The sequence below is a fragment of the Streptomyces sp. NPDC127097 genome (assembly GCF_042724075.1).
Lineage (GTDB): Bacteria > Actinomycetota > Actinomycetes > Streptomycetales > Streptomycetaceae > Streptomyces.
On the sequence record NZ_JBHXFI010000060.1, the window covers coordinates 1 to 12,983 of the forward strand.

The 12,983-nt window shown below is 73.3% G+C and carries 10 protein-coding genes; 1 reads left to right on the forward strand and 9 read right to left on the reverse strand.

The window, feature by feature from the left end; all coding sequences use genetic code 11:
- Positions 1-160 precede the first annotated feature (160 nt).
- The 9 genes from ACFWJW_RS31590 to ACFWJW_RS31630 all read right to left on the reverse strand — a co-directional run bounded on the left by ACFWJW_RS31590 (position 161) and on the right by ACFWJW_RS31630 (position 11,905).
- Positions 161-784, reverse strand: a complete 624-nt coding sequence (locus ACFWJW_RS31590) for a TetR/AcrR family transcriptional regulator (protein ID WP_387247601.1) — start codon at positions 782-784, stop codon at positions 161-163.
- A complete protein-coding gene (locus ACFWJW_RS31595) occupies positions 772-1,557 on the reverse strand; it encodes an enoyl-CoA hydratase family protein (protein ID WP_387247602.1) in 786 nt (261 codons plus the stop codon). Before ACFWJW_RS31595 ends, ACFWJW_RS31590 begins: the two co-directional genes overlap by 13 nt.
- Entirely contained in the window at positions 1,554-3,143 is a 1,590-nt protein-coding gene (locus tag ACFWJW_RS31600; protein ID WP_387247603.1) for a 4-coumarate--CoA ligase family protein, read from the reverse strand. Before ACFWJW_RS31600 ends, ACFWJW_RS31595 begins: the two co-directional genes overlap by 4 nt.
- Positions 3,144-3,243: 100 nt before the next feature.
- Positions 3,244-4,407: an acyl-CoA dehydrogenase family protein gene (locus ACFWJW_RS31605; RefSeq protein WP_387247604.1), complete on the reverse strand. Its 1,164-nt coding sequence runs from the start codon at positions 4,405-4,407 to the stop codon at positions 3,244-3,246.
- A 293-nt stretch (positions 4,408-4,700) separates the two neighbouring features.
- The gene (locus tag ACFWJW_RS31610; protein ID WP_387247605.1) at positions 4,701-6,620 is read right to left on the reverse strand and encodes an acetyl/propionyl/methylcrotonyl-CoA carboxylase subunit alpha; all 1,920 of its coding nucleotides are present in this window, start codon (positions 6,618-6,620) and stop codon (positions 4,701-4,703) included.
- Positions 6,621-6,627: 7 nt separating this feature from the next.
- Entirely contained in the window at positions 6,628-8,226 is a 1,599-nt protein-coding gene (locus ACFWJW_RS31615; RefSeq protein ID WP_387247606.1) for an acyl-CoA carboxylase subunit beta, read from the reverse strand.
- Entirely contained in the window at positions 8,223-9,980 is a 1,758-nt protein-coding gene (locus ACFWJW_RS31620) for an acyclic terpene utilization AtuA family protein (protein WP_387247607.1), read from the reverse strand. Before ACFWJW_RS31620 ends, ACFWJW_RS31615 begins: the two co-directional genes overlap by 4 nt.
- Entirely contained in the window at positions 9,977-10,780 is an 804-nt protein-coding gene (locus ACFWJW_RS31625) for a TIGR03084 family metal-binding protein (protein WP_387247608.1), read from the reverse strand. Before ACFWJW_RS31625 ends, ACFWJW_RS31620 begins: the two co-directional genes overlap by 4 nt.
- Positions 10,781-11,020: 240 nt before the next feature.
- Positions 11,021-11,905 (reverse strand): DMT family transporter, encoded by an 885-nt coding sequence (locus ACFWJW_RS31630; protein ID WP_387247636.1) that lies wholly within the window; start codon positions 11,903-11,905, stop codon positions 11,021-11,023.
- Positions 11,906-12,094: 189 nt separating this feature from the next.
- Between ACFWJW_RS31630 and ACFWJW_RS31635 the strand changes: the two genes are divergently transcribed.
- Positions 12,095-12,970 (forward strand): LysR family transcriptional regulator, encoded by an 876-nt coding sequence (locus ACFWJW_RS31635; RefSeq protein ID WP_387247609.1) that lies wholly within the window; start codon positions 12,095-12,097, stop codon positions 12,968-12,970.
- Positions 12,971-12,983: the final 13 nt, after the last annotated feature.

A 12,983-nucleotide genomic window follows, 5' to 3' on the forward strand; every position in this document is an offset into this window, starting at 1 on the left:
AGCCCCGCGCAGCGGACCCCGCCCGCCGCGTGGGGGTACCTCCCACGCCCTTCAGGCAGTGGGGGAGCAACGGCGAAAAACCACCACGGCGGGACAGCCGAAAACGTGGGAAGCAGGCAAGGGCGCAGCCCACGGCGGGAAAGCCGAAAACGTGGGCACCCTAGCCCCGAAGCATCGAGTCGATGATCTTCGCCCATTGCTCGACGACCCGGTCCCGGCGGGCCGAATCGTCCGTCAGCAGGTTCGCGAGACCGAGGCCCCGGGCCATGTCGAGCAGGCCCTGCACCGTTTCGCGTACACCGGCCACCGCCTCATCCGCTTCCAGGAGCGCCACGGCCGTCCGGTGGGCCTCCCGGCCGACCCGGGCCTCCAAGGCGGTGACGCGGTCACGCAAAGGCTCTTCGTCGGAGGCGGCCACCCACAGGTGCAACGCCGCGCGGAACAGCGGCCCCGTGTAGAGGCCGACGAGCTCCTCGACGATGACCCAGGTGCGGGCGATGGAGCCCGCCGGAGGCAGCTTGTGCGCGACCGCCGCGACCGCGCTCTGCCGCTTCTCCGCGACATGTTCGACGGCCGCCGTGAAGAGGTCCTCGCGGGTACGGAAGTGGTGCTGGGCGGCGCCCCGGGAGACGCCGGCCCGTTCTGCGACCACCGCGACCGTGCTGCCGCTCCAGCCGCGCTCCGCCAGGCAGGAGACGGCGGCCTCCAGGAGTTTGAGGCGGGTGGCCCGGCTGCGTTCCTGCTGGGGCTCCTTGGGGCCGCGGGCGGGGGTCAGCGCGCCCATGCGGGGGCCCGTCGTTCCAGGAAGGCGGTCATGCCCTCGCGGGCCTCGGCGGAGCCGAAGAGCCGGGCGGACTGTTCGGCGAGCGCGTCGGTGTCGCGGTCGAAGGCGGCCAGCACCTCGGCGGTGACCAGCTTCTTCGACTCGGCCAGGCCCTGTGGGGAGCCCTTGCGCAGACCGTCCAGTACGGGGGCGAGGCCGGTGTCGACGTTGTCGGCGGCGAGGGTGACCAGGCCGATCCGGGCCGCCTCGGCCGCGTCGAACTTCTCGCCGGTCAGGTAGTAGCGGCCGGCGGCGCGGGGGTCCAGCCGCGGCAGCAGGGGCAGGGAGATGACGGCGGGGGCGAGGCCGAGGCGGGCCTCGGTGAAGGCGAAGGTGGCGTCCGGGCCGGCCGCGGAGATGTCGCAGGCGCCGAGCAGGCCCAGGCCGCCGGCCCGGACGTGTCCGGTGACCCGGGCGACGACCGGTTTGGGCAGTGCCACGATCGCGCGCAGCAGACGGGCCAGGCCCAGCGGGCCGTCCTTCGCGGTGCCCGAGGCGGCCTCGGAGAGGTCCGCGCCGGCGCAGAACGTGCCGCCGGTGTGGGTGAGGACGACGGCGCGGGTGGCGTCGTCGGCCGCGGCGTCCGTGAGCGCCTGGTGCAGTTCGGCGACCAGGCGGGTGGAGAGGGCGTTGCGGTTGTGCGGGGAGTCCAGGGTGAGGGTGGTGATGCCGCGCTCGTGGGAGCGCGGGACCAGGGTCTCCGCGGACGCGTCGGTCGGTGGGGCGTCGGTCATCGGGGCGTCGAGCTCCTTTCCCTGTCGCGCAGTTCGCGCCGCAGGATCTTTCCGGTGGTGGCGCGCGGCACGCCGGCCAGGAATTCCACGCGGCGCACTTTCTTGTACGGGGCGACTCGTCCGGCAACGTACGCGATCACCTCGTCCTCGGTCAGCCGGGCCCCCCGCTGCCGCACCACGAACGCCTTGGGCACCTCGTTGCCGTCCTCGTCGTCGACCCCGATGACCGCCGCGTCGGCGATCGCGTCATGGGTGAGCAGCAGCGCTTCGAGGTCCGCGGGGGCGACCTGGTAGCCCTTGTACTTGATCAACTCCTTGACGCGGTCGACGACATGGAGCCAGCCGTCGTCGTCGGTCCGCCCGATGTCGCCGGTGTGCAGCCAGCCGTCGGGGTCGATCATCGCGTCGGTCTCGGCGGGCCGCCCCAGATAGCCCTTCATGACCTGGGGGCCGCGGATGAGGATCTCGCCGCTCTCCCCCGGCCCCACGTCCTGACCGGTCTCCAGGGACACCAGGCGCATCTCGGTGTTGGGGATGAGCTTGCCGACGGCGCCGGGTGGCGGGTTCGGCGCGTCGAGGGGGACGCAGTGGGTGCCGGGGCTCAGCTCGGTCATGCCGTATGCCTGGAGCACCGGTGGCAGGCCGAGCCGCCGGGAGCAGGCCGCGGCCAGCTCGGCGTCCAGGGGCGCCGCGGCGGAGACCAGATACCGCAGGGAGGAGAGGTCGTAGTCGGCGACCAGGGGGTGTTTGGCGAGGGCGAGGACGATCGGGGGTGCCACGTAGACCGCCGTGATGCGGTGCTGCTCGATGGTGGCGAGGAAGTGCTTCAGGTCGAAGCGGGGCAGTACGACGACGGTGGCGCCGTTGCGCAGCGGGGCGTTCATCAGGGCGGTCAGCCCGTAGATGTGGAAGAAGGGCAGTACGGCCAGTACCCGGTCGTCGGGGCCGTTGGAGACGAGCGGGGCGAGCTGGGCGAGGTTGGTGGCGATGCTGCGGTGGGTGAGCATCACGCCCTTGGGGGTGCCGGTGGTGCCGGAGGAGTAGGGCAGGACGGCCAGGTCGTGGGCCGGGTCGAGGGTGACCGACGGTTCCGGGGCGGTGCCGGCGGCCAGGTCCCCTACGGAGCGGTGGCCCGCGGCCCGGTCGCAGACGAGGATCTCGGCGATACCGCCGGCCTGTTGCGCGGCGGCGCGGGCGGTGTCCAGCAGCGCCGATACGGTCACGATCCAGCGGGTCCCGGAGTCCTTCAGCTGCTGGGTGAACTCGCCCTCGGTGGCGAGCGGATGGACGGTGGTGACCGCCGCCCCGCAGCGTGAGGCGGCGTAGAACACGGCCGGGAAGAGCACGGTGTTCGGGCTGTGCAGGGCCAGTACCTCGCCCTTGCGGACGCCGGACGCCGCCAGGGCGGCCGCGATCCGGCGGCTGAGCCGGTCCAGCTCGGTGTAGCTGAGGGTGGTGCCGTCGAGGCCATCGATCAGTGCGGGCCGGTCGCCGTACTCCGCCGCCCGCCCGAGGACGGCCTCATGGATCGGCAGCTCTACGGGCGCGACGTCGGCGTACTCGCTGCGGAACACGTGGAACACCATGCCTGGGCCTTCCCTTCGGCGGGGTACGGCGGGCGGGGCGGTGCGGCCCGCCCCGCCGGCCGGGGCGGGCCGCCCGGCCGGCACGGTCAGCATCCCGCCCTCAGTACGACTTGGGCAGCCCCAAAGACTGGTGCGAGACAAAGTTGAGGATCATCTCGCGGCTGACCGGGGCGATCCGCGCCACCCGGGCGGCGGTGATCATCGAGCCGAGGCCGTACTCCTGGGTGAGGCCGTTGCCGCCGAGGGTGTGGACGGCCTGGTCGACGGCGTGCACCGCGGCCTCGGCCGCCGCGTACTTGGCCATGTTGGCGGCCTCGCCCGCGCCCAGGTCGTCGCCCGCGTCGTAGAGATGGGCCGCCTTCTGCGTCATCAGCCGGGCGAGCTCCAGCTCGATATGGGCCTGGGCGAGCGGGTGGGCGACGGCCTGGTGGGCGCCGATGGGCTCCTTCCACACCTGGCGGGTACCGGCGTAGTCGACGGCCCGGCCCAGCGCGTAGCGGCCCATGCCGAGGGCGAAGGCGGCGGTCATGATCCGCTCGGGGTTGAGCCCGGCGAACAGCTGGAGCAGTCCGGCGTCCTCGTCGCCGACCAGCGCGTCGGCGGGCAGCCGTACCTCGTCCAGGGTCAGTTCGAACTGCTTCTCCGGGGCGGAGAGTTCCATCGCGATCGGGCTGCGGTCAAAGCCGGGGGTGTCGCGCGGCACGATGAACAGGCAGGGCTTGAGGCGGCCGGTGCGGGCGTCCTCGGTGCGGCCGACGATCAGGGTCGCGTCGGCGATGTCGACGCCGGAGATGAAGACCTTGCGGCCGTTGAGGACCCAGTCCCCGCCGTCCCTGCGGGCGGTGGTCGTGATGCGGTGCGAGTTGGAGCCGGCGTCCGGTTCGGTGATGCCGAAGGCCATCTTGCGGGAGCCGTCGGCGAGGCCCGGGAGCCAGGCCCGCTTCTGGTCCTCGGTGCCGAAGCGGGCGATGACCGTGCCGCAGATGGCGGGCGAGACGACCATCATGAGGAGGGGGCAGCCGGCGGCTCCCAACTCCTCCAGGACGATGGAGAGTTCGACGATGCCGCCGCCTCCGCCGCCGTGCTCCTCGGGGAGGTTGACGCCGAGGTAGCCGAGTTCGGCGGCCTCCGCCCAGAGGTCGTCGGTGTGGGTGCCGTCCGCCACGACGCGGGTGAAGTATTCGCGGCCGTAGCGGGTGCCGAGGGCGGCTACGGCTTTGCGCAGGGCGCGGTGTTCCTCGGACTCGATCGTCGGGGTTCCCATGGGGTCTCCTCGGGGTCGTCGGTTGAGGGGCGGTTCGCTTGCCGGCGGCGGGTCGGTTTCGGCCTCCGTTGCGTTGCCGGGTGCGGCGGCGTTTCCCCGCCTTCGGCGGTGGGACGGGGTGATTGGGGTGGGGCCCGGGTGTGTGGGTGGGGCGGTGTCGGGGCTTCCGGGGTGGGGTGTGGGACTGCTGCGCTTTACGTCCCACACCCCACCCCTCCAGCCCCGCCACCTCGCGTTTCGTGGCGGGCCCCACCCCGGTGGGGGGAAGTGTCAAAACCGGGGCGTGGGTGCCGTCAGTCCGTCACTACGGCCAGGAGGGTGCCTACTTCGACCTGTTGGCCGGGCTGGACGGGGAGGGAGGTGAGGGTGCCGGCTGCCGGGGCGGTGATCTTGTGTTCCATCTTCATGGCCTCCAGCCACAGCAGGGGCCGGCCGGCCTTGACCTGGTCGCCCTCGGTGAGGTCCTCGGCGATGCGTACGACCGTGCCGGGCATGGGGGCCAGCAGGGAGCCGGGTTCGGTGCGGGCGGTGGGGTCGGGGAAGCGGGGCTGGGCGGTGAAGGTGTGGGAGGTGGGCGTGATGGCCCCGCCCGGGGACGGTGGCGCGTCGACATGGACGCGGTCGCCGTAGCGGGTGACGGTGAACTGCCGCCGAAGTCCGTCCACTTCGAGAACGACCTGGTCCGGGCCGTGGGTGAGCAGCCGGACGCCGGGGAAGTCCTCGGCCCGGAGGCCGTCGCGGTCGAGGCGGTAGCGGATGGTGTGCTCGGTGTTTCCGCGGAGGTAGGTCTTGGACTGGGGGCCGGAGGGGACGTTGCGGAAGCCGCCGAAGCGGGAGCGGCCGTGGGCGTCGGCGAGGGCGGCGGCGAGGGCGAAGACCGGGGCGTCGTCGGCGTCGTTCGTGGTGAGGTCGGCGAGGTGGCGGTCGTAGAAGCCGGTGTCCAGGGCGGCGGGGTCGGTGAACTCCGGGTGGCGCAGGGAGCGGACGAGCAGGTCGCGGTTGGTGACGGGGCCGTGGAGGGTGGCTCGTTCCAGGGCGCCGGCCAGTTTCCGTACGGCCTCGTCGCGGGTCGGGGCCCACGCGATGACCTTGGCGAGCATCGGGTCGTAGTGGACGCCGATGGTGTCGCCGTCGGTGACGCCGGAGTCCAGCCGGACGCCGTCGGGCAGCGCCAGCCGGTGCAGGGTGCCGGTCTGCGGCTGCCAGCCGGCCGCCGGATCCTCGGCGTAGAGCCGCGCTTCCGCGGCGTGCCCGTGCGGCGGTGGTGGTTCCGCTTCCAGGGGGCGGCCCTCGGCGATGCTCAGCTGGAGGGCGACCAGGTCGAGGCGGTACACGGCCTCGGTGACCGGGTGTTCGACCTGGAGGCGGGTGTTCATCTCCAGGAAGTACGCCCGGCCGGTGCGGTCCACCAGGAACTCCACGGTGCCCGCGCCCCGGTAGCCGATGGCGCGGGCGGCCCGCTCGGCGGCCCCGTGCAGGGTGGTGCGCAGCTCGTCGGACAGGCCGGGGGCCGGGGCCTCCTCGATGACCTTCTGGTGGCGGCGCTGGAGGGAGCAGTCGCGGGTGCCGAGGGTCCAGACCGTGCCGTGCCCGTCGGCGAGGATCTGCACCTCGACATGGCGGCCGCCGACGACATAGGGCTCGACGAAGACCTCGCCGTCGCCGAAGGCCGCCGCCGCCTCGGCCGCGGCGGCCTTCAACTCGGCTTCCAGCGCGTCCAGTTCGGTGACGATCCGCATGCCGCGGCCGCCGCCGCCCGCCGCGGCCTTCACCAGCAGCGGCAGATCGGCCGCGGTGACCTGTCCGGGGTCGACGGGGGCCAGCAGCGGCACCCCGGCCCCGGCCATCAGCTCCTTGGCCCGCGTCTTGGAGGCCATGGCCTCGATGGCGGCGGGGGGCGGACCGATCCAGGCCAGGCCCGCGTCGGCCACCGCGGTGGCGAAGCCGGCGTTCTCGGAGAGGAAGCCGTAGCCGGGGTGGACCGCGTCGGCGCCCGCGGCGCGTGCGGCCCGAACCAGCAGGTCGCCGCGCAGATAGGTGTCGGCCGGGGCGTCGCCCGGGAGCCGTACGGCGGTGTCCGCCTCACGGACGTGCGGGGCGCCGGCGTCCGCGTCGGAGTGCACGGCGACGGTGGCGATGCCCAGCTCACGGCAGGTGCGGAAGACCCGCCGGGCTATTTCACCGCGGTTGGCGACGAGTACGGAACGGATCACTTCTGCCTCACATCCGGAAGACGCCGAAGCCGCCCCGCGCGCCCTCGACCGGGGCGTTGTGGAGGGCGGACAGGCACAGGCCGAGGACGGTTCGGGTGTCGCGCGGGTCGATGACGCCGTCGTCGTAGAGCCGCCCGGACAGGAACATCGGCAGCGACTCCGACTCGATCTGCTGCTCGACCATCGCGCGCAGCCCGGCGTCCGCCTCGTCGTCGTACGGCTGCCCCTTGGCGGCGGCCGACGCACGGGCGACGATCGAGAGCACCCCGGCCAGCTGCTGCGGTCCCATGACGGCGGACTTGGCGCTCGGCCAGGCGAACAGGAAGCGGGGGTCGAAGGCGCGGCCGCACATGCCGTAGTGGCCGGCGCCGTAGGAGGCGCCCATGAGGACGGAGAGGTGCGGGACCTTCGAGTTCGACACCGCGTTGATCATCATCGCGCCGTGTTTGATGATGCCGCCCTGCTCGTACTCCTTGCCGACCATGTAGCCGGTGGTGTTGTGGAGGAAGAGGAGCGGGATGTCGCGCTGGTTGGCCAGCTGGATGAACTGCGCGGCCTTCTGGGACTCCGCGCTGAAGAGCACGCCCTGGGCGTTGGCGAGGATGCCGACGGGGTAGCCGTGCAGCTCGGCCCAGCCGGTGGTCAGGCTCGGCCCGTAGAGCGGTTTGAACTCGTCGAAGTCCGAGCCGTCCACGATCCGCGCGATGACCTCGCGGGGGTCGAAGGGGGCTTTGAGGTCGCCGGGGACGATGCCCAGCAGCTCTTCCTCGTCGTACTTCGGGGGTGCCGCCGGTCCTGGATCGGGCTGCGCCTTGCGGTGGTTGAGGCGGGCGACCACCCGCCGGGCCTGGCGCAGCGCGTCCGGCTCGTCCACCGCGAAGTGGTCCGCGAGCCCGGAGGTGCGGGCATGCATCTCGGCGCCGCCCAGCGACTCGTCGTCGCTCTCCTCGCCGGTCGCCATCTTGACCAGCGGCGGGCCGCCCAGGAACACCTTGGCGCGCTCCTTGACCATGATCACGTGGTCGGACATCCCGGGGACGTACGCACCGCCCGCTGTCGAGTTGCCGAACACCACGGCGACGGTGGGGATACCGGCCGCGGACAGCCGGGTGAGGTCCTTGAACAGCGCCCCGCCCGGGATGAAGATCTCCTTCTGGCTGGGCAGGTCGGCGCCGCCGGACTCCACCAGCGAGATCACCGGGAGGCGGTTGGCGAAGGCGATCTCGTGCGCCCGCAGCGACTTCTTCAGCGTCCAGGGGTTGCTGGCGCCGCCGCGCACCGTCGGGTCGTTGGCGGTGATCAGGCACTCCACGCCCTCGACGGTCCCGATGCCGGTGACCAGCGAGGCGCCCACCTGGTAGTCGCTCCCCCAGGCCGCGAGCGGCGACAGCTCCAGGAACGGGGTGTCGGGGTCGAGGAGCAGCTCGATCCGTTCCCGGGCGAGCAGTTTGCCGCGCTCGCGGTGCCGGGCGACGTACTTCTCCCCACCGCCCTCGGTCGCCTTGGCGTGCGCCTCCTCGACCTCCGCCAGCTTCGCGAGCATCGCCGTACGACGCTCCGCGTACTCGGCGCCCGACGGGTCGAGCCCGGTTCCGAGCACGGTCACCACAACACCTCCGGTATGTCCATGTGCCGCGAACGCAGCCACTCGCCCACGGCCTTGGCCTGGGGATCGAACCGGGCCTGCGCGGCGACGCCCTCGCCGAGGAGCCCGTCGACGACGAAGTTGAGCGCGCGCAGATTCGGCAGTACGTGCCGGTCGACCGGCAGGTCCGCGGTCTCGGGGAGCAGCTGTCCGAAGCGCTCGACGGTCAGCTCGTGTGCCAGCCAGCGCCAGGCCGGCTCGGTGCGGGCCCACACCCCGACGTTCGCCGCGCCGCCCTTGTCGCCGCTGCGGGCGCCGGCGACCAGGCCGAGCGGCCCGCGCCGGGTGGCGCCGGCCGGCAGTGGCTCGGGGAGCGGCGGGTCGGGCAGCCGCACCAACTCCTGGGTGGCGGGCGCCGGTTGAGCGTCGATATGGGTGCCGTCCGGCAGTACGGCGCGGTGCGGTACCTCGGTGGCGTCCACCGCCACCGCCTCGAAGACCCCGTAGGGGGTGCCCTTGCCGGGCGGCGCGGTGACATGGAAACCGGGGTAGCTCGCCAGCGCCAGCTCGACCGCGGCGCCGCTGACCACCCGCCCGACCGCGTCCTGGTCGGGGTCGCGCACCACCAGGCGCAGCAGTGCGCTCGCCTCCTCCTGGACCGCCGCGTCGTCCCGGTCGGTGCGGGCCAGTGTCCAGCGCACCTCGGCCGGGCGGTGCTCCGCCGCGTCGAGGGCCGCCTCCATCTGCCGGCGGACCAGCGCGGCCTTGGCCGGCACGGCCGGCCCGGTCAGGACGAAGGTGACCTCGTTGCGCCAGCCGCCGAGGCGGGTCAGCCCGGTCTTGAGGGTGGGCGGCGGTGCCTCGCCCCGTACGCCGTCGATCCGGACCCGGTCCGGTGCCTCCTGGGTCAGTCGTACGGTGTCCAGCCGCGCCGTCACATCCGGCCCGGCGTAGCGGGCGCCGGCCGTCTCGTAGAGCAGCTGGGCGGTGACCGTACCGGGGGTGACCGCGCCGCCGGTGCCCGGGTGTTTGGTGATCACCGCGCTGCCGTCGGCGGCGATCTCGGCGAGCGGGAAGCCGGGCCGCAGCAGGTCGTGGGTGTCCAAGGAGTCGAAGAAGGAGTAGTTGCCGCCGGTGGCCTGGGTGCCGCATTCCAGGACGTGTCCGGCGGCCACCGCGCCGGCCAGCTGGTCCAGATCCTGTGGCCGCCAGCCGAAGTGCGCCTGGGCCGCACCGCTGACCAGCGCGGCGTCGGTGACCCGTCCGGTCACCACCACGTCGGCACCGGCCCGCAGACAGGCGGCGATCCCCCCGCCGCCCAGGTAGGCGTTGGCGGTCAGCACCCCCGCGCCCCACCCGCCGCGCGCCAGCAGATCATCGCCCTCCACATGTGCCACCCGTACGGGAACCCCGACCTTGTCCGCCAATTCCCGTACGGCGTCGGCGAGTCCGGCCGGGTTCAGTCCGCCCGCGTTGGTGACGATCCGCACGCCGCGCTCGGCGGCCAGCCCCAGCCCGTCCTCCAACTGCCGCAGAAAGGTCCTGGCATAGCCGCGGGTGGGGTCCTTCAGCCGGTCCCGGCCGAGGATCAGCATGGTCAGCTCGGCGAGGTAGTCCCCGGTCAGCACGTCCAGCGGCCCGCCGGTGAGCATCTCGCGCAGCGCGTCGAAGCGGTCGCCGTAGAAGCCGGAGGCATTGCCGACGCGGAGGACGGCGGGGTCGGCGCCTATGGGGCGTATGGGGTGTACGGGGCCTATGGTGCCGCCGTCGCTCATGAGGTGGCGGCTTTCCCGGACGGTTCCCGCCCCTTGCCCGGCGGGCCCGCGAAGGCTTGCGCGATCTCCAGCCAGCGCTCCGCGTCCGCCCCCTCGGCCCGTACGGACGGCAGATCGGCGCGGTGCGCCCGCTGGGTCACCAGCAGACAGAACTCCAGCGCCGTACCGGTCACCCGCTGGGCGGCGTCCGGCGGCCCGTACTCCCACACCGTGCCGTCGGGCGCCCGCAGCTCGACCCGGAACTCCTCCTCGGGCGGGGTGAGTTGATGCGTCGCATAGGCGAAGTCGCGGGTCCGGACCCCGATCCGGGCGATGTGCCGCAGCCGGGCGGTGGGCGGCCGGACGGCGCCCAGCGCGTCGGCGATGTCCTGTCCGTGCGCCCAGGTCTCCATCAGCCGCGCGGTGGCCATCGAGGCCACGCTCATCGGCGGGCCGTACCAGGGCAGTTTCTCCCCGGCCGGCCGCTCCCTGAGCGCCCGGAGCAGCTCCTCGCGGCCGGCCCGCCAGTCCGCGAGCAGCTCCGCCGGCGGTGTCCGCGCACCGGCCTCGGCGGCCTCGTCGACAAAGGTCAGCGGTGTGGCGAGGGCTTCCTGCGCGGCGCGCACGAAGCCCTCCGGGTCGGTGGCCGAGAGCAGCGCCTGCCGGTCGGTCCAGGCGAGGTGGGCGATCTGGTGGGCGACCGTCCAGCCCGCGGCGGGTGTCGGGGCCGTCCAGCGCTCCGCCGGCAGCCCCGCGACCAGCGCGTCCAGCTCCTCACTCTCCGCCCTGAGATCGGCCAGTACGGCGCCGGGATCGGACACGCGGCACTCCCCTCATCGGCCCCATGTGGCCTACGGCCAGGGCAGGTTGACAGGCGTTGGTGCGGTACGGGTCCGAGCGTGGCAGCGGCGGTGGAAACAATCAAGCACGCCTGCATGATTTTTTCCTGCACGGTTCTCCGGGGTTGGGGATGGGGTGGGGGTGGCTGCCCAAGGGCCGTCCCCTAGGGGGCAGCCCTTGGGAGTGCTTCCCTAAGGGGCCGCCCGCGGGCGGCCCATGGGTCAGCTGTGGAGCCCCGCGCTCCGTACGGCTCCCACACTCGCCATCACGACCAGCCCGATCGCCAGCACCTCGGCCCAGCCCAGCGCCTGGTGCAGGACGAGGAATCCGGCGGTGGCCGCGGCGGCCGGCTCCAGGCTCATCATCACCGCGAAGCCGGCGGCCGGCAGCTTGCGCAGGGCGAGCAGTTCCAGGGTGTAGGGCAGCACGGACGACATCAGGGCGACCGCGGCGCCCAGCCCCAAGGTGACCGGATCAAGCAGGGCGGAGCCCGCGCTGACGAGGCCGAACGGCAGACTGAGCAGCGCCGCGACCGTCATCGCCAGGGCCAGTCCGTCCGCCTGCGGGAAGCGCTGTCCCGTACGGGCGGAGAGCAGGATGTAGGCGGCCCACAGCCCGCCGGCCGCCAGCGCGAACGCCGCTCCGGTGAGGTTGAGCCCATCGAGCCCCTCGCGCCCCAGCAGCACCACGCCGCCCAGGGCCAGCGCCGCCCACACCAGGCTCAGCAGCCTGCGGGAGGTCGCCACCGACAGGATCAGCGGCCCGAGGAACTCCAGGGTGACCGCGGCGCCCAGCGGAATGCGGTCGATGGCCTGGTAGAAGAGCGAGTTCATGCCGGCCAGTGCGACACCGAAGGCCAGCACCGTGGCCCAGTCGCCCCGCGTATGACCGCGCAGCTTGGGACGGCAGAAGATCAGCAGCACCAGTGCGGCGACCACCAGCCGCAGGGTGACCACGCCCAGCGCACCGGCCCGCGGGAAGAGCAACACCGCCACCGACGAGCCGAACTGGAGCGAGACGATCCCGCCGATGACCAGCGCCACCGACCCGATCCGCCCGCGCGCCCCGGCCCCGCCGGCTCTGCCGGCCCGCGCCTCCGCCGTCAGCACCTCGGGCGACGGCGGTACCGGATGCGCAAGCCCCCCGTCACGGGCGGGCGCGGTGTCGACGGAAGGGGTGGGAGTGGCGCGTATACCGCCATCGGGAGTCTCGGGCGAAGCATTCACGCCACCACGCTACGGCCCGCCGTTCCGGTCCGTGAAATGCCTTTTCCCCTGTTGTTATGCTCCGCGCGCATGAGCATCGAGCTGCGTCATTTCCGTTGCTTTCTCGCCATCGCCGACACCCTGAGCATCACCCGCGCCGCCGAGCGGCTGCATCTGACCCAGCCCGCCGCCTCCCGCACCCTGCGCCAGCTGGAACAGGCCCTCGGCGTCCAGCTCGTCGACCGCTCCACCCACCACCTCGCGCTCACCCCCGACGGGCTGTCCTTCCGCGACCGGGCCGCGGTCGCGGTGGCCGCCTTCGACCGGGCGCTCGGCTACGCCCACCGCAGCGCCTGGCCGCTGCGGCTGGGCCATGCCTGGGCGGGTGCCGGTACGGACACCACCGCGCTGCTGCGCCGCTGGCACGAGGAGCACCCGGCGACCCCGCTCGAACTCCTCCGTATCGACGACCGCACGGCCGGTCTCGCCCGCGGCGAGGTGGACGCGGCCCTGCTGCGCGGCGAGGTCCGCGCGCCGGGACTGGTCACCGAGCGGCTGACCACCGAGCCCCGGGTGGCCGGACTGCCCGCCGACGACCCGCTCGCCCACCGCACCGCCCTCTCCCTCACGGATCTGGCCGACCGCACCCTCGCCGTCAACACCGTCTCCGGGATCACCTCCCTCGACCTGTGGCCGCCGTCCGCCCGCCCCGCCGCCACGATCACCATCGGCAACACCGACGACTGGCTGGCCGCCATCACCGGCGGCCGCGCCATCGGCGTCACGACCTCCGCCACCGCCGAGATGCACCCCCACCCCGCCATGGCCTACGTGCCCCTCATCGACGCCCCACCCGTCCCCGTCGTCATCGCCTGGCGCGACGGCCCGGGACATCCACGGATCCCGGACCTGATCCGGCTGGTCCATGAGGTGATGGGGCGGCACGGTGACGCGGGCGAGGCGTAGACGCGGCCGGGGC